This window comes from Halobacillus litoralis (assembly GCF_020171725.1).
GTDB lineage: Bacteria > Bacillota > Bacilli > Bacillales > Halobacillaceae > Halobacillus > Halobacillus litoralis_F.
The window spans coordinates 34756-61158 of sequence record NZ_JAIVAJ010000001.1 but is presented as its reverse complement, the minus strand read 5'-3'; the positions used below and the strand labels follow the sequence as shown (position 1 = coordinate 61158).

Here is a 26403-nt window from a genome sequence, read left to right as displayed (position 1 = left end):
GAAAAAATCAACCCGCCAGTCGAACGGGTTGATTTTCAATCGTTACATATGACCGAAATATTTTTCCGCTTTCTCCAAGTAAGGTTCCTGTTCAGGGGTCATCTCGTATTCTTCAACGATGGCATCTACCGGGCAGACAGAAACGCATGCACCGCAGTCAATACATACCTCAGGATCGATATAAAATTGATCGGGTCCTTTTTCGATACAATCTACGGGGCAGACATCGACACATTCGCCTGCTTGTTCCCCTTTGCATGGACTTGTAATTACAAAAGCCATGGACTATAAGCACCTCCTCATATTTTTGGATTACTCAGCTGGTGGACCAAACTTACCATCGTGAAAATCTCGAAAAGCCTGCTTGATTTCATCCATTGAATTCATAACGAACGGACCATAAGGCACGATTTCCTCACGGATCGGCTCACCTGAATAGACTAATAGTTTTGTTCGGCGATGGGAAGAGGAGAGGGTGAGGTCACTAAGAGCTTCCGCATTTCCTCCGTCTTCATATGTCAGCGTAGCCACATCATGTTTCTTCAAGCTTTCACTCGTCGAACCGATTGCAGCTTCACCTCTTAATACATAAAGAAAGGCATTGTGATTTTCCGGGAGAGAGAGCGTGTACTCAGCTCCGTCATGCAGCTCGATCTCAGATAATGTAAACGGAACGATTGATTTCATCGGTCCTTCCATACCAGCTACATTACCGGAGAATACTTTGATCTGTCCACCGTCAAATCGTGCTACAGGAGCATCTTCCTGGTAGACATTTTGATACATCGTTTCTGTATCACGGTGATCCTTCGGTAAATTGAGCCATAGCTGAAGGGTATGTGCTACGTCATTCTCAACGCCGTCTTCAGCATGACGCGCAGCCCAACCAGCGTTCATGTACTGGACATCGCCGGGCTCTAGTATATCACGACCGCCGCCGTTATCGATATGCTCAAGTCGACCATCAATCACATACGTGACGGTTTGGAATCCGCGGTGCGGGTGGTCGGGGAACGTGCCGCGCTTAAACCAATCTTCTGCCATCAGAATGAAAGGATCGAAGTCTTTCCAGCGATCAACCGGAAGTACCCAGCCTTTTTGAATAGCAGGGAAGGGCATTTCTTCATATTCCACTGTCCATCTATCTTTCACGCTACGTTGGAATCGTTCACTCATTACAAATACTCCTCTCTATTTAAAAGAAAACATGACGTTTCTGTTTTTAAGATTCGTACTGGAAATCCGGCTCGTCCCACTTCTCATTTAAGGCTACCTTTAACGAATGGTCCCCGAAATACCACTCATCATCCGCCTCAACAAAGTAGGTAACTTTTCCAACCTCGGATTGTGCAATCGGCTCTTGGGGTTCTTCAAATTTGATGGCAAGTGAGAATCCAGGTTGCAGTCCTCCTACGCCACCGTATCGTACGTAGAAACGCAGATGCGTATTTTCTGTTACATCAAGCTCGTCTTCATACCATTTAGCTGCTTCTTCGGTTACTGTTAAATTCATGGTCTCAACTCCTATTTAGTCTACGAATCTGTTACCGCTCAGAAAGGTGAATAAACCCTTTTTACGAAAAAGCATCCTGAATCGTATCAGGATGCTTTTATTCGTGCTTCTTTTTATCCGGTACAGGATCGAAGCCACCAGGGTGGAAAGGGTGGCATTTCATAATCCTTTTGGCCGTAAGATAAAAACCTTTGAAAAACCCGAATCGCTGAAAAGCTTCAAGTCCATAGGCCGAGCATGTAGGCTGGAACCTGCAGCTTGGCGGAAAAAACGGGCTGATACCTTTTCGATAGAAACGGATCAAAGCGATCATAAGGTGCTTCATTTATTAGGATTGTTCCTGTTTTTTGTCATAGCTCAAAGAGGCTACGGCGTCATGCAGGTGAATGGACTCTTCATTTCGACACGACACCTCGAATGCTTCGACAAAATCGTATTCATAAAGGTCGGCAGACACGAGGCGGACAATATCTTCAACGAAACGAGGGTTCTCGTAAGCCTGCTCAGTCACCATTTTTTCGTCAGGTCGTTTCAGAACAGGGTGGATGCGAGCACTCGCATTACTTTCTGCCGCTTCAAGAAGAGCTGCTTTCCAGTCCGTCTTCTGCTCATCAAAGTCGTCTGTCAGCTTTACCGACATCGTCACCTGTCCGCGCTGGTTGTGTGCGCTGTATTCGCTGATTTCTTTTGAACAAGGGCATAGGGTCGTGATGGTACCCTTAAGTGTACACGTTATATCGTGACCGGTTGCTTCATCGTACTCCACACGAATGGTCGCGTCAGCATGGTTCATGCCGGCAAGATCAGAGTAGGGTCCTTTTCGTTCAAAAAACCAAGGGAAGCTGACTTCCACTTCTGCATCTGTTTCCTTCAGCCGACCTGCGAGCTCCTCTGTGAAGGTTTTTAGTGTCGTCAGGTCAATCGCAAACCCTTCACGATGATATTTGTCGAGTTGTTCTGTGAACCGACTCATATTGGTGCCTTTGCTTCCCTGTGTAATGGATGAACCGAATGAGAAAGTCCCGATGGTTGTCTGGATCTCCGGTGTCATCTTGCTTGGAATTGTGATTGGGTGTTTCACATTTGATATGCCGACCATGTCAATATCGAATAGAAAGTCTTTCTTTGAATTTTGAAGATCTGCCATTTTATCTTTATCGACCGGCTTAGTTCTTGGACCGGGTTCCACAGAGCCGAAAAGCTTGTGGCGTTCTTTTTTGGAAGGTAATTGTTTTTGTTTTTGCAATTCAGTTTTGTTCATAGCAAGGACTCCTTTCAGGCCTTCTTTCCATGTGTAAAGTATATAATATGTATTTCCTTATATACAATTGATTGACTCACGGAGATGTGCATTTCCTCTTATTTTGTTGAATGCTGTTGGTTTCTATCCAAGTAAAAAGGACCTACTGTACGTATGTACACAGGTCCCTTCTTATTACATCCACGTAATTTTCGGTTCCGTTTTGTTCATGATTCGCTTAATGTTTGCGCGATGACGGTATATAACGAATACCGTGAATAATGAAATGATGATCATCAGTCCATACTCTTGGAGCAGCACAGTCGAAATGATTCCTACCACCCCGCTGAGCATAGATGCAAGAGATACATACTTGCTGAGGTAAAGGACGAGGAAGAACGTCCCTAGTAATATGGCGAAAATGAGAGGATTCACTCCAAGCACCACTCCGCCTGACGTTGCGACCGCTTTACCACCCTTGAATCCTGCAAAGACCGGATACATGTGTCCGATCACAGCAAAAATTCCAATGATCAACGTGTTTACCTCGGCTCCAAGCATAAACGGCAAGGCCGCTGCCAGCGTTCCTTTTAGAATGTCTGAGAGCGTTACGACGATTCCTGCCTTGATACCCAGGACACGAAACGTATTCGTTCCTCCTAAGTTACCGCTTCCGTGTTCACGGATGTCGGTGTTATGCCAAGCTTTACCTACAATCAAACCAGATGGAATGGATCCGAGAAGATAGGCTATAAGTCCATATAATAAATACTCCACGTTTAGTCAACTCCTTCACATCTTATATTAAGTTTATCACGAGAATGAATAGGAAAGAACTCCTTTCTGGGACATCCCTAAGGAATCCTATCATTCCAATTATCGACCATTTTCGATATCATAGGACAGGGGGGGAGAGATCTAATGAACAAGAAACGTACGTTTATCCTCCTCATTTCCAGTCTGATTCTTTTGGTAGCCGCCGGTTTCGTATTCATCCTGTACCCTTTTCCTTCTAATGAAAAGATTACATATTACGAAAACGAAACCCTGATTGTCTATCAGAATGAAGTCATGGAAGATGAGCGAGTTCAATCAGTGAATCAACAGCATTATGTACCGTTTTCTTTTATTAAGGAAAACATCGATTCAAATATTGTATATGATAAATCATCTGAATCAGTCATTATTACAATGCCGCAGGACGTCTATCAATTGCCGACAGATGAATTAAAATATTATATGAATCAAAAAGCGTACGATTTGCATTTCCCGGTTACGACACCGAATGATGGTGAGCCATCTATTGCTGCCAAATGGCTGGAACAGGTGTACCCCGTCTACCTACACCAGACTGAGAAGGCGCTATTTGTCTATGAAAATGGCAGTACTCGAGAAACAGCTGAGCTGGTCTCCGGCTTGGATGAACATCAAACCAAAGTACGCGAACAGCCAAAAGCAACATCACCTTATTATATCAATTTAGGACCTGGTGACAAGGTTTATATTAAAGGTGAGGAAGAAAGGTACTATCACATCATCACTTCAGAAGGCATTGCAGGCTATCTGGTAAAAGAAGCCCTAGGGGATCCTGTCACAGAGACCCTTACATCTGAAACGGTGATAAAAAAGAGAAAAAACGTGAGTGAAGTGGAGAAACCCTTTCATCTAACGTGGGATGCGATTTACCATCCTGCTGCGACTCCTAGTGTAGTAGAGGCAAAACCTGGTGTGCAAATTCTCTCGCCGACATGGTTTGAGATGATGGACGCAGAAGGGAGCATCGAGAATTTTGCCAAGAAGGAATATGTAGCTTCTGCACACGAACAGGGAGATCAGGTGTGGGCCTTATTTTCTAACGGATTTGATGCAGATCTGACCAAGCAGGTACTGCCTTCGTTCGAAAAAAGGCAGTATATGATCAGACAGCTGCTGGATTATGCTAGGATCTATGACCTTGATGGGATCAATATCGACTTTGAAAACGTTTATTTAGAAGACGGTCCATACTTGACTCAATTTGTAAGGGAGTTGACTCCTCTAGCTCACCAGGCTGGTCTTGTGGTCAGTGTGGACGTCGCGTTCCCGTATGGAAGTGAGCAGTGGTCCCGCTTCCTGGAACACGAAAAACTTGCAGAAGCTGCCGACTATTTAATGGTCATGGCCTATGATGAGCACTGGGCGAATTCACCCGAAGCAGGAAGTGTAGCAAGTCTTCCGTGGGTGAGGCGTAACCTCGAGAACCTCGTAGAATTGGTTCCTCCAGAAAAGCTCCTACTCGGCATTCCTCTATATACAAGACTTTGGACCGAAACGACACTTGAAAATGGTGAGGTGGACGTCTCTTCCGAATCCTTCTCTATGGAAGAAACGAAAGAATGGATGAGCGAACGGAATATTGCACCGGTCTATGACGAAATGACGAAACAGAATGTCGTCACTTATGAAGAAGGTAACAACCGCTACATCATCTGGATCGAAGATGAAACGTCACTGGTCAATCGCGTGAACTTAATGAAGGAATTTAATTTAGCAGGGATTGCCTCATGGAGCGAATCCTTTGCTGAGCCTTCTGCATGGCAGACGATTCAGGAAGCAATGAATCCATAAAGTAATTTTAAAGAAGCACTCTGACTCGGGGTGCTTCTCTTCTTGTGCCGATTCGACAATTTCATCGCAAAATGTTTCGGAATATGAAAATTTGGGAAAGTACATAATGTTTTAATGGAGTAAAGGAGGCTTTTGGATGATTACATTTACAGATGTAACGAAGACATACGCTGATGGGACAATGGCTCTAGAAGGAATTAACTTCGATGTAAAGGAAGGGGAACTATTCACCTTAATCGGGCCGAGTGGCTGTGGAAAGACGACAACTATGAAAATGATCAACCGCCTGATTGAACCGACGGAAGGCACCATTCTCATACATAATAAACCGATAAACGAGTACAACATACATGAGTTGAGATGGAACATCGGCTACGTTTTGCAGGAGATTGCGTTATTTCCACATATGACAATCGAAGAGAATATTTCTGTTGTCCCTGAAATGAAGAAATGGAAGCGGAAAGACTTATCGAAGCGGATCGACGAACTGATGGACATGGTCGGTTTGGATCCCGAAAAACACCGTAAAAGAAAGCCGAGTGAATTATCAGGCGGCCAGCAGCAACGTGTAGGAGTCATTCGTGCTCTTGCAGCGGACCCTGATATCATTCTAATGGATGAACCGTTCAGCGCGCTCGACCCGATCAGCAGAGAGCAGCTGCAGAAGGACATTCGTGACCTGCAGCAGAAAATCCAGAAGACGATTGTTTTCGTAACCCATGATATGGACGAAGCGATGGCTCTTGGTGATCGAGTCTGTCTGATGAAAGAAGGAAAAATCGTTCAGCTCGATACGCCGCAAAACTTGATTCTGAAACCGGCGAATGATTTCGTTAAGGACTTTATTGGCGAACGCAAGTCCCCGTGGCAGACGGCCGTAGATGTGATCATGGACCAGACAAGAAGTCAGATCTACACTGAAAGCGACTGGAACAGTTCAGCAATTCTCAAAGTGGGGACTTATGCTCTCCAGGATGAGCAGGGGGAATATGCCGGCTTGATTCACGAAGGTGAACGGGTCGATGCCCCAGCAATTGAAAACAGCTCGACTTTGAAAAAAGCGATGGATATCTTCGAAGAACAGCCTTACCCGATTTTACCGGTCATCAAGGAGAATCAATTAATTGGGACCATATCTTATAAAGACATCGCCCTATACCTGAAAAGCCAGGTGAAGGAACAGAACGGGGTGATGAACACATGAGTACATTTATGGATGTTTTTGAGCAGAGGCAGAGCCTCCTTTTAGAAACGCTTTGGGAGCATTTTCAAATTTCGATCATTGCACTCGTGATTGCGACCTTGATTTCCGTGCCGCTGGGTCTTTTACTTACAAGGAACCACACGATAGCTGAACCGATCATTGGCGTGACGGCGGTGCTCCAGACGATTCCGAGTCTAGCTGTGCTTGCCTTTTTGATTCCGTTTGTCGGAATCGGAGAAACACCCGCTATTATCGCTCTTACAGCCTATGGACTCCTTCCGATTTTAAGAAATACGTACACAGGCATCAAAGAAGTCGACCCTGCTTTAAAAGAAGCGGCTACAGGAATGGGAATGAACTCTTTCAGAAGACTGTCAAAAGTTGAACTCCCTCTTGCTATGCCTGTGATCATGGCTGGAATTCGTACATCCATGGTTCTGATAGTGGGAACGACGACGATTGCAGCCTTGATTGGAGCGGGAGGACTGGGGGAAATCATCCTCCTCGGACTTGACCGCGGAGGAGACATCAACTTGATTCTTCTCGGTGCGATTCCTGCTGCCCTTCTTGCGATTCTGCTTGATATCATTCTAAGGTTGTTTGAAAGGACGTCAGCTAAATCCGGGTTCAGATCGCTCGTCAGTCTGTTAGTTGCTGGCGTATTGATTGCTGTCGGTCCTTTAGCATTCGGTGGAAAACAGCAGGATGATCTTGTGCTTGGTGCAAAACTCGGTTCCGAGCCGGCTATTTTGATCAATATGTATGAGATATTGATTGAAGAAGAGACGGACTTGCAGGTAGGCTTAAGACCGAACTTCGGTAAGACGGACTTTGTTTTCACGGCCCTGCAGGAGGGGAGTATCGATATCTACCCTGAATTCACGGGTACAGCCCTTGTCTCTTTATTAGAGCAGCAGGCTGACTCCAACGAGTCTCAGGACGTGTACCAACAGGCTGCAGATGGAATGGTCGAAACGTACAATATGGCTTTTCTTGAACCAATGCAGTTCAACAACACCTATGCAGTGGCTACAACTCAGGAACTGGCCGACCGTTACAGTCTTGAAACGATCGGAGACCTGAGACAGATCCAAGATCAGATTACAGCCGGGTTCACGCTCGAATTCAATGACCGACAAGACGGTTACCAAGGCATGAAAGAAATTTACAACCTGAACCTCGACGTCCGAACGATGGACCCGGGTGTTCGTCAACAAGCAATCACTTCAGGTGAAGTTGATGTCATTGATGCCTACGCTACGGCAGGTTATATGGTTGACTTGAATTTGAAAGTACTGGAAGACCCTGAGAATCTTTTCCCGCCATATCAAGGCGCACCGTTGATGAGACAAGAAACGCTTGACCGCTATCCTGAACTGGAAAGCATCTTGAATCAGCTTGGTGGCAAAATAACAGGGGATCAAATGAGAGAAATGAATTACCAGGTCGATTTTGAAGACCGAAGCCCTGAAGCAGTAGCCAGGGAATACCTCGTCAATGAAGGCTTGATTGACGAATAGGAGGTCGAAAGAATGAGTTTTAAAAACCCATCCAAAGAAACGATAAAACAAGTGTTAGAAGAGTCCAAAACAATTGCTGTCGTAGGGCTTTCTGACAAGCCACATCGTACGTCTTATCAAATCAGTGAGGCGATGAAACAGGCTGGATACCGCATCATTCCTGTCAATCCGACGATCTCAGAGTGGGAAGGTGTAAAAGCTTACCGGTCCCTGAGTGAAGTGAAAGAAAAGGTCGACATCATCAATGTGTTCCGCCGGCCTGAATTTCTACCGGATCTTGCAAAGGAAGCTGCAGAGATGGATGTAAAAGCATTTTGGGGACAGCAGGGTGTCATTCACCCCGAAGCATGGGAAACTTTAAAGGATACCGAGCAAGTCGTCATAATGGATGTTTGTATTAAAGTCGCCCATGCCCTCTATGTATAAAAACGAGTTGTCGACATCTGTCGGCAGCTTTTTTTTGCATGAAAAGGTGTAAGGAGAAGGTTCTGATTATGATATGATAGAAGTTAGACGTCAAAATTCCCGTTCGCAAAACGAAGGATCTATGCATGTTATCATAAATTTTTTGGAAGAATTATGTTTGCGAATCCGCATATAATCGCTACAATATAACAAGCGATCATTTTTACGGACGTTTACATAAACGAACATTTGTTCTATTATGAAAAGTGGAAAGCACGTGAAAGGAGCCGATGGAAAATTGTCGAACCAAAACCAATCTTATTCAGATGATTCCATACAAGTACTTGAAGGCCTGGAGGCTGTCAGAAAACGCCCTGGGATGTATATTGGGTCAACAGACCATAGAGGCCTTCACCATTTGGTTCATGAGATCGTAGATAACGCGGTCGATGAAGCGTTATCCGGCTTCGGTAAGGAAATGACTGTAACCCTGCACAAGGACGGAAGTGTTTCTGTACAGGACGAAGCAAGAGGGATGCCGACAGGAATGCACCGAACAGGTAAACCGACACCAGAAGTCATTTTGACCGTCCTTCACGCTGGAGGAAAATTCGGTCAAGGCGGCTATAAATCAAGTGGTGGACTCCACGGAGTCGGCGCTTCTGTTGTTAATGCCCTGTCCGAATGGCTGGAAGTCAGAATCTGTCGTGACGGAGAGAAGTACTATCAACGATTTGAAAATGGCGGTGTCCCCGTCACTTCTTTAGAACATAAAGGAGCGACGAGAAAATCAGGGACAACCATCCGCTTCAAACCGGACCCTACGATCTTCTCCGTTACCAAATTCAACTACGAAACGTTATCCGAACGTCTGCGCGAGGCAGCGTTCTTATTGAAAGGCTTCCGCATTATCTTAGTGGATGAAAGACAGAAGGACACGGTGAAAGAAGTGTACCAGTATGACGACGGACTTGAATCCTTCGTGTCCTACTTGAACGAGGAGAAAGATACCCTTCATCAAGTCGTTTCGTTTGAAGGCGAACAAAACGGAATTGAAGTGGATTTCGCCTTTCAATTCAATGACGGCTTTGCAGAGAGTATCCTGTCATTCGTCAACAATGTAAGGACCAAGGACGGAGGTACGCATGAATCGGGAGCCAAAACAGCGATCACACGCGTATTCAACGATTATGCAAGACGTGCTCAGCTGTTGAAAGATAAAGATAAAAACCTGGAAGGAAACGATATCCGGGAAGGCTTTACAGCGATTGTGTCCGTCCGAATTCCAGAAGAGCTACTGCAGTTCGAAGGGCAGACCAAGAGTAAGCTCGGTACTTCAGAGGCCAGATCATCCGTTGACAGCGTAGTGGCGGAACAACTGAACTACTTCCTTGAAGAGAACCCAGATGTCTCTTCCATGCTGATCAAAAAAGCCATCAAAGCAAAAGAAGCAAGAGAAGCGGCTCGAAAAGCCCGCGAAGATGCGAGATCCGGCAAAAAGAAAAAGCGTAAAGATACCTTGCTGAGCGGTAAACTGACGCCGGCCCAGTCCAAGAACCCACAGAAAAACGAGCTTTACCTCGTCGAGGGGGACTCTGCGGGTGGTTCAGCAAAACAAGGACGTGACCGTAAGTTCCAAGCGGTTCTTCCGCTTCGCGGTAAAGTAATCAATACGGAAAAAGCGAAAATTGCCGATATCTTCAAAAATGAAGAAATCTCGACAATCATTCATACGATCGGTGCAGGTGTAGGCGGAGACTTCACACTCGAAGACTGCAACTATGACAAAATCGTCATCATGACCGATGCTGATACCGACGGTGCACACATCCAAGTGCTGCTCCTCACTTTCTTTTACCGTTATATGCGTCCGCTCGTCGAAGCAGGACGTGTATTCATCGCCTTACCTCCCCTTTATAAAGTGTCTAAAGGAAAAGGGAAGAAAGAGAAGACGGAATATGCCTGGGATGAACAAGGCATGCAGAAATTACTGAAAGAATTTAAAAATGGCTATTCGATTCAGCGGTATAAAGGTCTCGGTGAAATGAACGCCGACCAATTATGGGAGACGACGATGAACCCTGAGTCACGAACATTGATCCGTGTAACCATTGACGACATTGCGCGCGTCGAGCGCCGTGTCACGACTTTAATGGGCGATAAAGTGGAACCTCGCCGTAAATGGATTGAATCCCATGTCGCTTTTGGTATGGAAGATGAAGCCAATATATTAGAAAACGACAAAATCCAAGCGTAAAAGGAGGATATTCTGTTGGCTGAGGCAGAGAAGTTTTTAGATTTACCATTAGAAGAGGTCCTCGGTGACCGATTCGGAAGATACAGTAAATATATTATCCAGGAGCGTGCGCTTCCGGATGCAAGGGACGGGTTGAAGCCTGTTCAACGCCGGATTCTTTTTGCAATGCACCAAGAGAAGAATACCCATGATAAAGCTTATCGTAAATCGGCTAAGACCGTCGGTACCGTAATCGGGAACTATCACCCCCACGGTGATACGTCTGTATATGATGCGATGGTGCGGTTAAGTCAAACGTGGAAAGTAAGAAAGCCTTTAGTGGAAATGCACGGGAACAACGGGAGTGTCGACGGCGACCCTCCTGCCGCTATGCGTTACACAGAAGCACGTTTATCTGCGATATCCTCTGAATTGCTGCGTGATATCGAAAAGGAAACCGTTGAGTTTATTCCGAATTTTGATGACACCATCTCTGAACCGACTGTTCTTCCTGCAAAATTCCCGAACCTTCTAGTGAACGGTTCCACCGGTATCTCTGCAGGGTACGCAACGGAAATCCCACCACACAACCTTGGTGAGGTCATTGATGCGGTCATTAAGAAGATCGATAAGCCAAGTGCTACCGTCGACGAACTGATGACCCATATTCAAGGACCGGACTTCCCGACAGGAGGCATCATCCAAGGGATTGACGGCATTCGTAAAGCATACGAAACTGGAAAAGGGAAAATCGTGGTCAGAGGACGAGCTGAGATTCAAAAGCAGCGTGGCGGCCGGGAACAAATCGTCATCGATGAAATTCCCTATGAAGTCAACAAAGCAAGCATGGTCAAACGAATGGACGAGCTGCGGATCGATCGTAAAGTTGAAGGGATCGCAGAAGTGCGGGACGAGACCGACCGTACGGGTCTCCGCGTCGTGATTGATTTGAAAAAGGATGCCAACAGTGAAGGGGTATTGAATTACCTTTATAAGCACACAGACTTACAGATTTCATACAACTTCAACATGGTCGCGATCCATGAACGTACACCGAAGCTGTTGAACCTTCATATGATGCTCGACTCTTATATTGAGCACCAAAAAGAAGTCGTAACAAGACAATCCCTTTATGACTTGAATAAGGCAAAGAAACGCGCACACATCGTAGAAGGGTTGATCAAAGCGATCAGCATTCTGGATGAAGTGATCGCAACGATCCGAAGTTCAAGTGATAAACAGGATGCAAAAGCGCGGCTAATCAAAGCCTATGATTTCTCGGAAGAACAAGCAGAAGCGATTGTCACCTTGCAGCTTTATCGTCTGACAAATACGGACATTACGGCACTTCAGGCAGAAGCCGATGAATTGCAGAAGAGGATCACCTACTTAGAGAACCTTCTAGGCAATGAGCGCGAACTGCTGAAAGTCATTAAATCCGATCTTCGTTCTATGAAGAAGCAGTACAACGACAAGCGTCTTACGACTGTCGAGGAGAAAGTCGAGGAGCTTAAGGTCGACCTTGAAGTAACGGTAGCAAGCGAAGACGTCCTCGTCTCCGTTACGAAAGATGGCTACATCAAACGTACAAGTCTGCGTTCCTACGCGGCGTCAAACGGAGAAGACTTTGCGATCAAGGATGGCGACCATCTCCTCCGCCTGATGGAAGTCAATACGACCGATCACGTGCTAGTGTTTACGAACTTAGGTAAATATCTATTCATTCCTGTTCACAAGCTGCCGGATATAAGGTGGAAAGACCTTGGGCAGTACATCGCCAACATCGTCCAGGTAGAAAAGGAAGAGTTTATCATTGATGCCATCCCTGTCCGTGAATTCACGGATGACCGCTTCCTGCTGTTCTTTACGAAAAACGGAATGGTGAAAAAGAGTGAACTGAAGCTGTATAAAGCAGCCCGTCATTCTAAATCACTCGTCGCCATAAACTTAAAAGGCGATGATGAAGTTGTTGATGTTCACTTGACAGATGGAAATTCGAATATATTCATTGCTTCCAACAAAGCTTACGGACTTTGGTATGAAGAAGAAGAAGTGAACGCTGTCGGCCAGCGTGCAGCAGGAGTCAAAGCCATGACACTCAAAGAAGATGAACACGTCGTGGCGGGGCAAGTATTTGACCCATCTGATGATCCATCCATTCTCATCTCCACTCAACGAGGTGCTGTGAAGAGGATGAGACTAAAAGAATTTGAACGAACGACGAGGGCAAAGCGTGGTGTGCTTATGCTTCGGGAACTGAAGAAGAATCCACACCGTCTGATTGATGTTCACCTCATTCAACGTGACGATGAACTCATCCTTCAGACGACGAAGGATGAAACAAAGACCATCAAGCCGATGGACTATAAAGCGAATGACCGCTACAGCAACGGATCCTTTGTCTTGGATACGGATGAACAAGGCATCGTGAAAGAAGCCTGGAGAAAGCCAGGCTATGAAAAGCCGTTCACGGTAGAAGAGAACGAAGAAACGTAATCAATGAGGACTAAATCCATATGGGTTTAGTCCTTTTTTTGATTCTTTCGACTTACAATATTCTCCTTAGGCCCGTTTGTATTTTCAGAAAACTGTGATAAAATGAATGTATATTCAGGGGATTGGGGATGGTGTATGAGGGATTTAAGAGAAGAAATCATAGCAACGTCTCTCGATTTATTCGACCGCTATGGCTTTCATGGAGTGAGCGTCAACCAGATCGTCGAAGCTTCCGAGACATCAAAGGGTGGATTTTACCACCACTTTCAGTCTAAAGATGAACTACTGTTTGTCATCCACGACACCTTTATTACATATGTATTGAAGGAAGCTCAGGCAGCGAACGTTGTACACAGCTCACCTGTCGAAAAGATTCAGGCGGTCATCCGGGCTTTCGTGCATGTATTCGATTTGTATAAACCACACATTTCAGTCTTTTATCAAGAGAGCACCTACTTAAAACCGCCCTATGATCAGCAGATCAAAAAGAAGCGGGACCAGTTCAAGGATCTTGTTTTCTCGGTCATTGAAGAAGGGCAGAAAAGCGGACACTTCCGTAAAGAGCTGCCTCTTGAAATTACAGGAATGGCCATATTAGGGATGGTCAACTGGCTGTATAAGTGGTATAAGCGAGGTGGAAGGTATTCCATAGACCAAATCGCGGATGTCTTTACAGATCTCGTCCTCCATGCTCTACTCCCAGTTCGGGAAGACGTCGTCGTTGAGCAAGAGTGGCTGCACGTTCCTTTTTTTTACGAATATAAGTAAACGCTTACAATTTTATTTTTGTGATCAACAGACCAACCAGTCGGTCTTACTGGTTCTAAGGAGGACATTCATGAATTTTGAATTGACGAAAGAACAAGAGATGACAAGGAAGATGGTTCGTGATTTTGCTGAGAACGTGATTCAACCGAGAGCAATCGACATTGATCGGAATGCAGAATTCCCTGAAGACATCTTCAAGGAGATGGGAAAGCTCGGTCTACTGGGGATCCCGTTCCCTGAGGAGTATGGAGGAGCTGGCGGAGATACGGTTACGTATGCACTTGCTGTAGAAGAAATCGGGCGCGTATGTGGCTCTACCGGATTAAGCTATGCAGCGGCTGTTTCCCTTGGCTCAAGCCCGATCTACTATTTCGGTACAGAAGAACAAAAACAAGAATTCCTGACGCCGCTTGCTAAAGGAGAAGGATTGGCATCATTCGGGCTGACCGAACCGAACGCCGGCTCAGATGCTGGCGGGACACAAACGAAAGCAGAACTTCACGGAGATCACTATGTCATCAACGGAGAAAAATGCTGGATCACGAATGCAGAATACGCCCGTTCCATTACCGTGACAGCCGTTTCCGGAAAGCGTGAAGACGGCAGAAACATTATTTCTGCCTTTATCATTCCGAAGGATACTCCGGGCATGACGATTACGAGCCCTTACGAAAAGATGGGCGTGAGAGGATCGAACACATCAGAAATTATCCTCGAGGATGTTAAAGTCCCGAAAGAAAACATACTCGGAGACCCTGAGAAAGGCTTCAAGCAGTTTCTCTATACATTAGATGGAGGTCGGATTTCGATCGCAGCACTCGCTGTCGGAATTGCTCAAGCCTCCCTAGACCGGGCCCTTGCCTATGCAAAAGAGAGAAAACAGTTCGGCCAATCCATCTCTAATTTCCAAGCCATTCAATTTAAACTCGCCGATATGGCTATGGAAGTGGACCTCGCTAGAAATATGGTCATGAAGGCGGCCTGGCTGAAAGACGAAGGCAAAAACTTCACAAAAGAATCGGCGTACGCCAAGTTGTTCGCTTCTGAAACCGCTTTTCGTTCGTCGAATCAAGCGATTCAAATTCACGGAGGTTACGGGTACATGCGCGAATACGAGGTGGAACGTTACTTGAGAGACGCGAAGCTTTTGGAAATTGGAGAAGGTACGTCTGAGATTCAGCGACTCGTCATTGCACGACAACTTGGATGTTAAAAAGGAGGAACGAGGCATGTCATTATTAGAAAAAACGGTTGGCCAGCTATTGGAGGATCGTGCACACATGCATCCTGATCAAGAGGCGTTTGTCTATCCTGAAAAAGGTATGCGCAAAACGTATCGAGAGTTCAATGAAATGACAGATGCAGTCGCACGAGGCTTTATGGCACTAGGAGCTGAAAAAGGAGATCATCTTGCCATCTGGTCTGATAACAAACCTGAATGGCTCCTGTCTCAATTCGCCTCAGGGAAAATGGGCGGTGTGCTTGTTACGGTCAATACGAACTACCGGGCTCAAGAGCTTGAATATTTACTTCGCCAGTCCGATTCTTCCACATTGATTCTCGCAGAAGAATTCAGAGGTACATCTTACTTAGATATTTTAAAAGAAATATGCCCTGAACTGGAAACGTCTGAAAAAGGAAACTTAGAGAGTGAACGACTACCATTCTTAAAGAATGTCGTTGTACTTAGTGATAAGTCCTATCCAGGCTGTTACTCGTGGCAGGACCTTCTCGATATGGGGCTGACCGTGGATGACGAAGAACTGAAGACCAGAAAAGAATCTCTTTCTCACCAGGAAGTCATTAATATGCAGTATACCTCAGGTACAACTGGTTTTCCGAAAGGTGTGATGCTGAGTCACGACAACATCGTCAACAACGGAAACCAAGTGGCGGATGCCATGAAGTTGACCGAAGACGACCGTCTTTGCATCCCCGTCCCGTTTTTCCACTGCTTTGGATGTGTTCTCGGGACGCTTGCAGCTGTGTCAAAAGGAGCAACGATGGTCATTCTGGAACAGTTCGACCCTCTTCGTGTCCTACAGGCCGTGAAGGAGGAAGCGTGTACGGCCCTTCACGGTGTACCGACCATGTTCATTGCTGAATTGAATCACCCAGAATTTGAAAAATGGAAGCCGACGACTCTCAGGACAGGTATCATGGCGGGTTCCACCTGTCCGATGGAAGTGATGAAGAGTGTAATTGAGGACATGGGTGCCGAAGAAATTACGATTGGGTACGGACAGACTGAATCCTCCCCTGTCATTACGCAGACGAGAGCGGACGATCCGATTGAGCTTCGAGTGAGAAGTGTCGGCAAAGCCCATCCGAACGTGGAAGTCAAAGTCATCGAACCCGCAACGGGTGACGAAGTGGAGCGGGGTATGCCGGGCGAACTCTGTACAAGAGGTTACCTTGTCATGGAGGGCTATTACAAAAATGAAGAAGCCACTCAGGCAGCCATCGATCCCGACGGCTGGCTGCATACCGGGGATATCGCCGTCATGGATGAGAACGGATATGTCGAGATTACCGGCAGGATGAAAGACATGATCATACGAGGCGGTGAGAACGTCTACCCACGAGAAATTGAAGAATTCCTATATAAGCACCCGGATGTACTGGATGTCCAAGTTGTCGGCATACCAGATGAGAAATATGGTGAGGAAATCATGGCGTGGATCATTCCAAAAGAAGGCACGTCGCTTAAGGAAGAGGAGATCCGCGAATTTTGTGAAGGTCAGATTTCCAAACACAAAATTCCACGTTATATCCGCTTCACAGAAGAGTATCCGATGACAGCAAGCGGAAAAATCCAAAAGTTCCGCCTGCGGGAGAATGCGTTGGAGCTTCTCAGGTCGTAACTGCACTTAAACGGGAGGGAATCGTATGTTTAAAAAAGTTCTGATTGCAAACCGAGGGGAAATTGCAGCACGCGTCATCCGCACCTGTAAACAGATGGGGATTGCAACCGTCGCTGTCTATTCTGAAGCTGACCAGCATGCGCCATATGTCGGCTTAGCCGATGAAAGCTATCTAATCGGTAAACCGAGAGTGAATGAATCCTACTTGAATATCGATAAGATTGTGAGCGTTGCGAAGGAATCAGGTGCAGAGGCCATTCACCCTGGATACGGTCTACTTAGCGAGAATACGGAATTTGCTAAGCGCATTGAGAAAGAAGGAATTACGTTTATCGGTCCGAGTGCCGACGTCATCGGGAAGATGGGCGACAAAATTGCCGCTCGTAACGAAATGAAGCGAGCAGGCGTCCCGATTATCCCTGGAACAGAACAAGCCGTAGAATCTGCTGAAAAAGCGAAAGAATGGGCCGCTTCATTCGGATATCCTGTCATGTTGAAAGCCTCAGCAGGTGGAGGCGGAATCGGCATGCAGGCTGTTTCAAATGATGAGGAGCTGGAGAAAGCATTTGAAGGCAACTCCAAGCGTGCCAAGGCGTTTTTCGGAAACGGCAGTATGTTCATAGAAAAACTGATAGAAAACCCAAGGCATATTGAAATCCAGGTTCTTGCCGATCAACACGGAAATGGCGTGTATTTATTCGAAAGAGAATGCTCGATTCAGCGCAGGCATCAGAAGGTGGTGGAAGAAGCCCCGTCCCCTGTCCTTTCAGAAGATACACGCACGCGTATGGGCGAAAGTGCGATGAAAGCTGTTCAGGCACTTCATTACACCAATGCGGGAACAATTGAGTTTCTAGTGGATGATAATGAAAACTATTATTTCCTTGAAATGAATACCCGGCTGCAGGTTGAACACCCAGTGACAGAAGAAATTACGGGGATTGACCTTGTTGAACAGCAGCTTCGTGTCGCAAACGGCGAGAAGCTTACATTCAAACAAAACGATTTAACGATCAATGGTCATGCGATTGAAGTCCGGATTTATGCAGAGGATCCGAATACATTCTATCCGTCCCCAGGGAAGCTTACGAAACTGGACTTACCTGATGGACCCGGCGTCCGGCATGAACTCGCTGTACACAGTTCATCCGAGATCACCCCGTTTTATGATCCTATGATCGCGAAACTTATCGTCCACGCCGAAACTCGAGACGAAGCGATTGAACGGATGACACAGGCGATCCATCAATATGAAGTCGAAGGCATCAAATCGAACGTGACCATGCTAAAAAGAATCATCACCCACGACAAATTTAAACAAGGCGAAACAAAAACAACATTTATCCAAGATTACTATCTACCAACATTAACGAACCAATGAGGAGGAACAATCATGACAGAAGTAAAAGCATCAATGGCAGGAAGCGTATGGAAACTGGTCGCTGCACAAGGGGATCAGATAAACGAGGGAGACGATGTAGCGATTTTGGAATCGATGAAAATGGAAATTCCAATCCCATCTGAATCTTCAGGCACGGTCAAAGAAATCAAGGTGGAGGAAGGCGATTTTGTCAACGAAGGAGACGTCATCGCGATTATCGAGTAGGAGGTAAGTATGCAGGCATTACCGAAGCACGTCACGATTAAAGAAGTCGGTCCACGCGATGGATTGCAAAATGAAGCGGCAGAAGTTGCGACGCATGACAAGATTGCCTGGATCGACCGTTTATCGGAAACCGGACTACCATACATTGAAATCAGTTCTTTTGTCCACCCGAAGTGGATCCCGCAACTGAAGGACGCGCAGCAAGTCGCAGACGGGATCGACCGGAACAAGGACGTAACGTACGCAGCGCTTGTACCGAACCAAAAGGGATTGGAACGGGCATTAGAAGCGGACCTCGATGAACTATCTGTCTTTATGTCAGCGAGTGAAGCTCATAACAAAAAGAACATCAATAAATCGATTGAAGAAACCTATGACGTCCTGCAGCCTGTTGTGAGAGAAGCAAAGAACGCTGGGAAAACGGTCCGGGGTTATGTATCCACTGTATTTGGCTGCCCCTATGAAGGAGATGTGCCCATCAAACAGGTGCTCGAGGTAAGTAAGCGTCTGTTTGACCTTGGAATTGATGAGCTGTCACTCGGAGATACGATCGGCGTTGCCAACCCTCTTCAAGTCGATCAAACGCTCACCGAAATCAAAAAGCACCTTTCCGTGGATCAGCTTGCGATGCATTTTCATAATACGAGAGGCATGGCCCTATCAAACGTCCTCGTTTCACTGGAGCATGGCATCACGACCTTTGATGCTTCTGTTGGAGGGCTTGGAGGCTGTCCTTATGCAAAAGGGGCATCCGGAAACCTCGCAACGGACGACTTGGTTCATATGCTCCATGCGATGCATATCGAAACCGGTGTCCAACGAGACCGGTTGACAGATGCCGGATTGTTCATTCAGTCGAAGCTTGATAAATGGCTGCCGAGTCATCAAATGCAAATCTGTAATAAAGAAAGGGTGTAGTCGATGTCAGAGCTTATCACGTTAGAAGAAACCGTGCCCCATGTGTATGTTCTAACATTGAATCGGCCTGAAGCAGCCAATGCGTTGTCAACGGCCCTATTGGATGCCCTGCAGGATAAAGTCACAGAAATTCAGCATTCTGAACATGTTCGCGCTGTCATTATTACAGGCAGCGGAAACAAAGCGTTCTGTGCAGGAGCGGATCTAAAGGAACGACGAGGAATGAACGATGAGGACGTCATACAAACTGTTCGGAAAATCGGCGATACCATCCGGCTCGTCGAACAAATTCCGGTACCGACGATTGCCTTGATCAACGGCGTCGCCTTCGGGGGTGGATTAGAACTGGCACTCGCCTGTGATCTAAGAATGATGAGCACATCGGCTAAGGTTGGGTTGACCGAAACCTCTCTTGCCATTATCCCGGGAGCTGGAGGAACCCAGCGTCTCAGCCGACTGATCGGCCTCGGCCGTGCAAAGGAAATGATCTATACAGCAAAACCCGTAGAAGCGAATCGTGCGTACCAGATCGGATTGGTCGAATACATTCATGATCCACAGCTTCTATTCGAAGAAGCACAGGACCTCGCATCGACGATGGCACGAAATGGACCGGTCGCTATGAAGCAGGCTAAAAAAGCGATCAACGAAGGGTACGATACGAGTCTTGCGGACGGATTGGAGATTGAACACCGCTGCTATAAAGAAACGATTCCCACACAGGACCGTTTAGAAGGTCTTGAGGCTTTCAAAGAGAAACGAAAACCGATCTATAAAGGAGAATAGAGGTGAAGTCTACAATGACAACGACTAATCAATCATTTCAGGAACGTGTGGACACCATTAAGTCAGGTGGAGCAGAGAAATATCATGACAAGAATAAAGAGAAAGGCAAACTGTTCGTAAGGGAGCGGCTCGAACTCCTTTTCGACGATGATTTATCGGTCGAGGATGCATTTTTTGCGAATTGTCAGGATGGTACACTTCCAGCTGACGGGGTCGTGACAGGCATCGGTAAAATAAACGGTGAGCAGGTCTGTGTCATGGCCAACGACTCCACTGTTAAAGCAGGCTCATGGGGAGCGCGGACGGTTGAGAAAATCATCCGTATCCAGGAAACCGCCTTGAAACTGAACATTCCGATGCTGTATCTGGTTGATTCAGCAGGAGCAAGGATTACCGATCAAGTCGAAATGTTTCCGAACCGCAGAGGAGCAGGCCGGATTTTCCACAATCAGATAAAGCTTTCTGGACGCGTACCGCAAGTTTGTCTGCTATTTGGCCCTTCAGCAGCAGGAGGCGCTTATATCCCTGCCTTCTGTGACATCGTCGTCATGGTCGACGGTAATGCCTCGATGTACTTAGGTTCACCACGAATGGCAGAGAAAGTCATTGGTGAAAAAGTGACGCTTGAGGAAATGGGTGGAGCCACCATGCACTGTTCGGTCTCTGGCTGTGGAGACGTTCTGGCAAAAGATGAGCAGGAAGCGATCTCGTTCTGCAGACGGTACTTAGGTTACTTCCCGTCCAACTATTCAGAAAGGCCTAAAGCAAAAGAAACGATGGACCCTAGGGCGTTCGAAAAAAGCTTAGAGGAAATCATTCCGGAAAATCAAAATGCACCGTTTGATATGTATCAGCTGATCGACCGGTTGATCGACGAAGGTTCGTTTTGTGAAATCAAGAAGAAATTCGCACCCGAGTTGATTACGGGTCTGTCCCGCATCGACGGGAAGTCAGTCGGCATCATTGCCAATCAGCCGAGAGCAAAGGGCGGAGTGCTGTTCCCTGATTCTGCCGATAAAGCGGCGAAATTCATCCAGCTATGCGACGCGTTCAATATTCCGCTCTTATTCCTTGCTGATATCCCGGGCTTCATGATCGGTACGAAAGTCGAGCGCGCGGGAATCATCAGACACGGAGCGAAGATGTTATCGGCGATGAGTGAAGCGACTGTTCCGAAGATATCCGTTATTGTAAGGAAGGCCTATGGAGCGGGACTTTATGCGATGGCAGGTCCAGCCTTTGAACCTGATGCCTGCCTTGCTCTTCCATCCGCTCAAATCGCTGTAATGGGGCCGGAAGCAGCGGTTAATGCTGTCTACGCCAACAAGATTGCCGCTCTTCCGGAAGAAGAACGACCAGCATTCATCAAACAAAAGCACGAGGAATACAAAGAAAACATCGATATCTACAGACTTGCTTCAGAAATGATTATCGATGATATCGTAGAGCCGAACCGACTCCGCAGTGAGCTTTCTGTCCGATTTGAAGCCTACGAGCGGAAGGACGTTACGTTTACTCATCGTAAACACGGTGTCTATCCAGTATAAGAAGAAAAGGAGAGAGAATCGCAATGGATTCTCTCTCCTTTTCATTGGTCAAAACATCTTGGAATGCTTCGGATCTGCCGCCTTGTTCGCAGCCCCTTTTGTTTTGAAATATTCTCCGACCTCTTCGTTACTTTTGGACTGCTTCTGTCTTTTTTCGAAAAATACGTTAAGAGCGATCAGCCCACCAGGGATCAACATGAGAAGCCAATACATAGTGTCCAACTCCCTTTTCTGTACGAATTTGAAGCCAAAAGTCGTTCAAGTTAAAATCACTATAACACAAAATGGATATTTTCCATAAAAATACTATTCGAAAGAAGGAAATTTATGAAGCGGATTACACAGGAGGACCGGACGCTCATTGAATTGTTGCAGCTCGCTACTTCTTTATCGAAAGCGGAAGCGGCTTTAAAAAGATACATCACCTATCCTGATCAACGGCTGTATGCAGTTAGAGCGTCCAATCAAACAATAGGTTGTGTTGGGATAAAAATAGAGAAGGGAGGAGCGGTTATTATCCAGCATATAGCCGTCCGCTCTTCATATAGACAACAAGGCATTGGGAAAGAAATGATCGATTACCTAAAGCAGGGTTTATTCTCGGCCATACAAGCTGAAACAGACAATGACGCAGTTCACTTTTATCAAAAACAAGGCTTCCAAGTCACCTCACTTGGAGAAAAATATCCAGGTGTGGAGCGCTTCTTATGCGTATGGCAGAAAGACGGATGAAAAAGCACGCACCCAGGGAACAGATGCGTGCTTTGTATTCAAGAGTGCGTCGAATTCTTCAAACCGAGGCTTCTGATTTGATCCACCGCCTCCGGATTTTCGAGCGCACTCAAGTCCCCGGTCGGCTTATTCAAGTAAGCAGATTTAATCGCCCGCCTCATGACCTTCGCATTTCTCGTTTTCGGAAGGTCATCCACCGCAAACACTTTTTTCGGTGCCAAAGCTTTCCCGAGCTTTTGCTCTAAATGCAGCGTAATTTCCTCCATAAGAGCTTCTGTGGGCGCTGTTTTCAGTACAACAAACCCGACAGCTTCTTCTCCTTTGACAGCGTGCGGAACGCCAATGACACCCGCTTCGATCACTTCTTCCTTTTCAACCAAGACAGATTCTACCTCAGCTGGACCCAATCGTTTCCCAGCAACGTTTAATACATCATCCGACCGACCTGTAATCGTAAAATAACCTTGTTCATCCTGTGTCGCCCAATCTCCGTGCACCCATGTATCTTTGAAGCGGCTCCAATAGGTTTCCTCGTAACGCTCAGGCTCTTCATAAAAGCCTTTCGTCATGCCGACCCAAGGCTTCCGCAAAACGAGTTCTCCTACTTCATTCCAAACAGGTCCGCCTGATTCATTAAATACGCTCACGTCCATCCCAGGGAGGGCGGCATTGAACGTGACAGGCTGAATCGGCTTGATGAGCACGTTCCCGAGCATACCTCCTGAAATCTCAGTACCTCCGGAATAATTGAATATCGGAACTTGTGAATGACCAGCATGCTTGAACAACCACTGCCACGGTTCAGGATTCCATGGTTCTCCTGTCGAGCCGATCATCTTAAGTGAACGCAGGTCATGGTTGTGAATCCAATCTTCACCGTGCTTCATCATCGCCCGGACGAGGGTAGGGGAAATGCCGAGGTGGGTCACATGATACCGCTCCACAATTTCCCAGAGACGATCCGGCTTCGGATAATCCGGTGTGCCTTCAAACATGACGATGGATGCTCCGTTCACAAGTCCTCCATAAACGAGAAACGGTCCCATCATCCATCCCATATCTGTATACCAAAATAGCGTATCGTCCTTCTTGACATCCATACAAATCCCGGCATCGAAGGCGGATTTAACAGGAAATCCTGCATGAGTATGAACGGCACCTTTAGGTTTTCCTGTTGTTCCTGACGTATAGATGAGCATGAATGGATCATCCGCCTGTTTCACTACGGTTTTGTAACCGGTTACATTTTTGCGTAGCGAAGACCACGTTACATCCCGGTGTTCATTCCAGTCCACTTCCAAGGAGGCGCGCTCCACCACAATTACATGTTCCAAAGAAGGGCATTGGTCAGCAGCAAGATCTGCTTCATCTTTCATTCGGACTGTTTTACCACGGCGGAAGAATCCGTCTGCTGTGAGGAGTGCCTTTGACTTCGCCGCCTGGATTCTTGTTGCGACAGCTTCTGATTTGTAACCTGAGAATGCAGGGGAAAAGATGGCCCCGACTTTCGAGACGGCAAGCATGGCGATTAACGTTTCCGGTATCATCGGCATATAGAGGGTTACAATATCCTCTTCACCAATCCCCAAGTCCTCAAGTCCTTGTGCATAGGCGTTCACTTCTGCTTGGAGTTCTTCATACGTGTACGTCACACGATCCCCGTTGTCTCCCTCCCAGTAAAGCGCTGTTTGTCCTTTAGTTCCAGGGTGATCTGCCCATTTATCCAGTGCATTATGGACGACGTTTGTCTTTCCGCCGACGAACCAGTTGGGGTGGGCGATACCTTTTGACAAATCTAGTGTTTCGTCATAGTTCTCATGCCATTCATATTCAAGTTCCTTTAGTGCTTTGTCCCAGAACCAATCGATATCTGTCACCGTTTTTTGATGAAACGATTCATAATCGTCAAAACCGAGCCGGTTCATCCATTGGAAAAGGCGTGTCTGTTTCTTTTGTTCTTCTGTCGGAATCCAGGCATTCTGATATGTAGACATAGTGACCACTCCTAATGAAATATTCTGACACTTCCATTATAACTGAATATCTATTCATAATCACGGAAGTCGAAAAAAGGATTTTCTACAAATTTCTTCATAGATATTGAACGATTTATGAAACTTTTATAGGATGGTAATCGATAGAATAAATACCATCCTTTTTACATAACTGGATGGCAATACATACAAAGGAGAGGAACAGCATGCTTGAAGGAGCTTTAATGATCGGTATTTTATCGGTTCTTGGAGTCGTTGTCGTTGTCGGAGGCCTTGCAACGTTCATCGTTTTCAGAATGAGATATAAAACGGCGAGTTCGAACGAAGCATTAATTGTAACAGGTCCAAAACTGGGGGATCCAGAGCAGGAGAAAAATGTATTTGAAGATGATAACGGGAGATCCGTGAAGATCATCCGTGGTGGTGGGTACCGCCTGCGTATGTTCCAAACGGCAACGCCAATTGACTTGACTTCCTTCCAGCTCGGAGTCAATTCAGACAAAGCGTATACGAAAGAAGGGATTCCGGTCCGTGTCGCAAGTACGGCCGTCATCAGTATCGGAAGTGAGCTTGAGATCATGGCGAACTTCGCTGAGAAATTCCTAGGTAAGAAGCAGAATGAACGAGAAGCAGAACTGAAGGACGTGTTGAACGGTCACCTTCGTTCCATTATCGCATCTCTTCCGATTGAAAAGATTTATAATGATTTCAAAGAGGTCAACACGCAGGTGAAAAAGATTGCGGAATCCGACCTCAAAGGAATGGGCTTTGAAATTACATCCTTCGCCCTAAATGATGTGGAGGACGTTGATGAAGAAAATGGTTACATTGACGCGCTCGGTCGTCCACATATCGCTGAGGTTCAGAAGAAAGCGAATATGGCGGAATCAGATGCTACAAAAGAAACGCGTATTTACCAGGCGAAAAACGACCAGGAAGCACAAGACGAAGAAAACCGCCGTCTAACAGCGGTTGCGGAATCGACGAACCAGAAAGAAATTAAGGAAGCGGAATTCCAGAAAGAAGCGAACCGTGCTCGTGCCAACGCCGAACAGGCAGGCGAGATTGAGCGTCAAAAGCTTGCACAACAAGTGAAAGAAGAAGAGCTTAAAGTACAGTATATCGAGAAGCAACGTGCGGTTGAGCTTGAAGAAGAAGAGAACAAGCGTCGTCGTTCGATTGCGGATGCTGAAGCGTATGAAGTGACCAAACGTGCACAAGCGGAAGCGGACAACGAGCGGATCAAAGGTGAATCCGAAGCGGAAGTCATTCGTCAGCGTGGTCTGGCAGAGGCAGAGTCGAAAGAGCGTATGGCTCAAGCGATGAGTGAGTACGGAGAAGCGGCCATTATGGAAATGCTTCTGAACGTTCTCCCTGAATATGCTGAGAAAGTATCAGCACCCCTTTCCCAGATTCAAGATATGAAAGTGATTGATATGGGCGGAAGCGGTTCACAAGGCGGTTCAGCTAAGATCGCCAACAGCGTGACATCTACTATGCTAGGCATTCAGGAATCGCTGAAAGAGACAACGGGCATGGACCTGAAAGCGATGCTTGAGAGCTATGTTTCCCGCGGGGCGGTCAATGCCTTCGATGAGAACGCCTCAAAGCGTTATGAGGAAGTATCGGCGACTCATGAAAATGAAGCGGATCATACGACGGAAGCAGCAGAGCAACAGGAAAATAACGCACACGAAAAGGCAGAGGAAGACGAGAAATAAGATTCCCTGAACGCATGTAAAGCATAAACGCTTTACATGCGTTTTTTTATGCGTTAAGGTGGAAATCGCATAAAGATTAACACAAACTAATGGGTCTTTAACAGTGTATTCATTGTCTCCGTATTGAATTAATGGTAAAGTCTAAAGCGAAGAGAAGTGCTGATAAAACTCGGGGTACTTCCAAGTCATTATGTATCTACTTTAAACAAACTAGTACTTTCATTACTACGAAGTAAGGAGTTTTCA

At 46.4% G+C, this 26403-nt stretch carries 24 protein-coding genes; 16 read left to right on the top strand and 8 right to left on the bottom strand.

Annotation, left to right across the window (positions count from 1 at the left end; all coding sequences use genetic code 11):
• Positions 1–42: 42 nt before the first annotated feature.
• From LCM20_RS00310 to plsY, 6 genes are all read right to left on the bottom strand, one after another.
• On the bottom strand, positions 43–282 hold the full coding sequence (locus tag LCM20_RS00310; protein WP_225193429.1) for an indolepyruvate ferredoxin oxidoreductase subunit alpha: 240 nt from the start codon (positions 280–282) through the stop codon (positions 43–45).
• Positions 283–312: 30 nt separating this feature from the next.
• Positions 313–1176: a pirin family protein gene (locus LCM20_RS00305; RefSeq protein ID WP_225193428.1), complete on the bottom strand. Its 864-nt coding sequence runs from the start codon at positions 1174–1176 to the stop codon at positions 313–315.
• A gap of 46 nt (positions 1177–1222) precedes the next feature.
• A complete protein-coding gene (locus LCM20_RS00300; RefSeq protein WP_225193427.1) occupies positions 1223–1513 on the bottom strand; it encodes a HesB/YadR/YfhF family protein in 291 nt (96 codons plus the stop codon).
• A 97-nt stretch (positions 1514–1610) separates the two neighbouring features.
• Entirely contained in the window at positions 1611–1838 is a 228-nt protein-coding gene (gene yidD, locus LCM20_RS00295; RefSeq protein ID WP_225193426.1) for a membrane protein insertion efficiency factor YidD, read from the bottom strand.
• Between the two features lie 3 nt (positions 1839–1841).
• Positions 1842–2774: a GTP cyclohydrolase FolE2 gene (gene folE2, locus LCM20_RS00290; RefSeq protein WP_225193425.1), complete on the bottom strand. Its 933-nt coding sequence runs from the start codon at positions 2772–2774 to the stop codon at positions 1842–1844.
• Positions 2775–2948: 174 nt separating this feature from the next.
• Positions 2949–3530 carry a glycerol-3-phosphate 1-O-acyltransferase PlsY gene (gene plsY / locus LCM20_RS00285; RefSeq protein WP_225193424.1) on the bottom strand — a complete coding sequence of 194 codons (582 nt, stop codon included), beginning with the start codon at positions 3528–3530 and terminating at the stop codon, positions 2949–2951.
• A gap of 144 nt (positions 3531–3674) precedes the next feature.
• Here plsY and LCM20_RS00280 point away from each other — a divergent pair, with 144 nt between their 5' ends.
• The 14 genes from LCM20_RS00280 to LCM20_RS00215 all read left to right on the top strand — a co-directional run bounded on the left by LCM20_RS00280 (position 3675) and on the right by LCM20_RS00215 (position 21710).
• Positions 3675–5360, top strand: a complete 1686-nt coding sequence (locus tag LCM20_RS00280) for a glycosyl hydrolase family 18 protein (protein ID WP_225193423.1) — start codon at positions 3675–3677, stop codon at positions 5358–5360.
• Positions 5361–5496: 136 nt separating this feature from the next.
• A complete protein-coding gene (locus LCM20_RS00275; RefSeq protein ID WP_225193422.1) occupies positions 5497–6564 on the top strand; it encodes an ABC transporter ATP-binding protein in 1068 nt (355 codons plus the stop codon).
• Positions 6561–8084: an ABC transporter permease/substrate-binding protein gene (locus tag LCM20_RS00270; RefSeq protein ID WP_225193421.1), complete on the top strand. Its 1524-nt coding sequence runs from the start codon at positions 6561–6563 to the stop codon at positions 8082–8084. Before LCM20_RS00275 ends, LCM20_RS00270 begins: the two co-directional genes overlap by 4 nt.
• Positions 8085–8096: 12 nt before the next feature.
• Positions 8097–8510: a CoA-binding protein gene (locus LCM20_RS00265; RefSeq protein WP_225193420.1), complete on the top strand. Its 414-nt coding sequence runs from the start codon at positions 8097–8099 to the stop codon at positions 8508–8510.
• A gap of 256 nt (positions 8511–8766) precedes the next feature.
• Positions 8767–10746: a DNA topoisomerase IV subunit B gene (parE, locus tag LCM20_RS00260; RefSeq protein ID WP_412097972.1), complete on the top strand. Its 1980-nt coding sequence runs from the start codon at positions 8767–8769 to the stop codon at positions 10744–10746.
• Positions 10747–10761: 15 nt separating this feature from the next.
• Entirely contained in the window at positions 10762–13221 is a 2460-nt protein-coding gene (gene parC / locus LCM20_RS00255; protein WP_225193419.1) for a DNA topoisomerase IV subunit A, read from the top strand.
• 135 nt (positions 13222–13356) lie between these two features.
• On the top strand, positions 13357–13989 hold the full coding sequence (locus LCM20_RS00250; protein WP_225193418.1) for a TetR/AcrR family transcriptional regulator: 633 nt from the start codon (positions 13357–13359) through the stop codon (positions 13987–13989).
• A 70-nt stretch (positions 13990–14059) separates the two neighbouring features.
• On the top strand, positions 14060–15202 hold the full coding sequence (locus LCM20_RS00245; RefSeq protein ID WP_225193417.1) for an acyl-CoA dehydrogenase: 1143 nt from the start codon (positions 14060–14062) through the stop codon (positions 15200–15202).
• A 16-nt stretch (positions 15203–15218) separates the two neighbouring features.
• Positions 15219–16853: an AMP-binding protein gene (locus tag LCM20_RS00240; protein WP_225193416.1), complete on the top strand. Its 1635-nt coding sequence runs from the start codon at positions 15219–15221 to the stop codon at positions 16851–16853.
• Positions 16854–16878: 25 nt separating this feature from the next.
• Positions 16879–18234: an acetyl/propionyl/methylcrotonyl-CoA carboxylase subunit alpha gene (locus LCM20_RS00235; protein ID WP_225193415.1), complete on the top strand. Its 1356-nt coding sequence runs from the start codon at positions 16879–16881 to the stop codon at positions 18232–18234.
• A 12-nt stretch (positions 18235–18246) separates the two neighbouring features.
• Entirely contained in the window at positions 18247–18459 is a 213-nt protein-coding gene (locus tag LCM20_RS00230; RefSeq protein WP_225193414.1) for an acetyl-CoA carboxylase biotin carboxyl carrier protein subunit, read from the top strand.
• Positions 18460–18468: 9 nt separating this feature from the next.
• Positions 18469–19377 (top strand): hydroxymethylglutaryl-CoA lyase, encoded by a 909-nt coding sequence (locus LCM20_RS00225; protein WP_225193413.1) that lies wholly within the window; start codon positions 18469–18471, stop codon positions 19375–19377.
• Between the two features lie 3 nt (positions 19378–19380).
• Positions 19381–20163 carry an enoyl-CoA hydratase gene (locus LCM20_RS00220; protein WP_225193412.1) on the top strand — a complete coding sequence of 261 codons (783 nt, stop codon included), beginning with the start codon at positions 19381–19383 and terminating at the stop codon, positions 20161–20163.
• 14 nt (positions 20164–20177) lie between these two features.
• Entirely contained in the window at positions 20178–21710 is a 1533-nt protein-coding gene (locus LCM20_RS00215) for an acyl-CoA carboxylase subunit beta (RefSeq protein WP_225194170.1), read from the top strand.
• Positions 21711–21758: 48 nt separating this feature from the next.
• Here the strand turns inward: LCM20_RS00215 and LCM20_RS00210 are convergent, their stop codons facing one another.
• Positions 21759–21923: a hypothetical protein gene (locus tag LCM20_RS00210; protein WP_225193411.1), complete on the bottom strand. Its 165-nt coding sequence runs from the start codon at positions 21921–21923 to the stop codon at positions 21759–21761.
• Between the two features lie 114 nt (positions 21924–22037).
• Between LCM20_RS00210 and LCM20_RS00205 the strand changes: the two genes are divergently transcribed.
• Entirely contained in the window at positions 22038–22442 is a 405-nt protein-coding gene (locus LCM20_RS00205; RefSeq protein ID WP_225193410.1) for a GNAT family N-acetyltransferase, read from the top strand.
• A gap of 38 nt (positions 22443–22480) precedes the next feature.
• On the opposite strand, the gene LCM20_RS00200 is transcribed toward LCM20_RS00205, so the two are convergent.
• Positions 22481–24436: an AMP-binding protein gene (locus tag LCM20_RS00200; protein ID WP_225193409.1), complete on the bottom strand. Its 1956-nt coding sequence runs from the start codon at positions 24434–24436 to the stop codon at positions 22481–22483.
• Positions 24437–24642: 206 nt separating this feature from the next.
• Between LCM20_RS00200 and LCM20_RS00195 the strand changes: the two genes are divergently transcribed.
• Positions 24643–26157 (top strand): flotillin family protein, encoded by a 1515-nt coding sequence (locus LCM20_RS00195; protein WP_225193408.1) that lies wholly within the window; start codon positions 24643–24645, stop codon positions 26155–26157.
• Positions 26158–26403 lie beyond the last annotated feature (246 nt).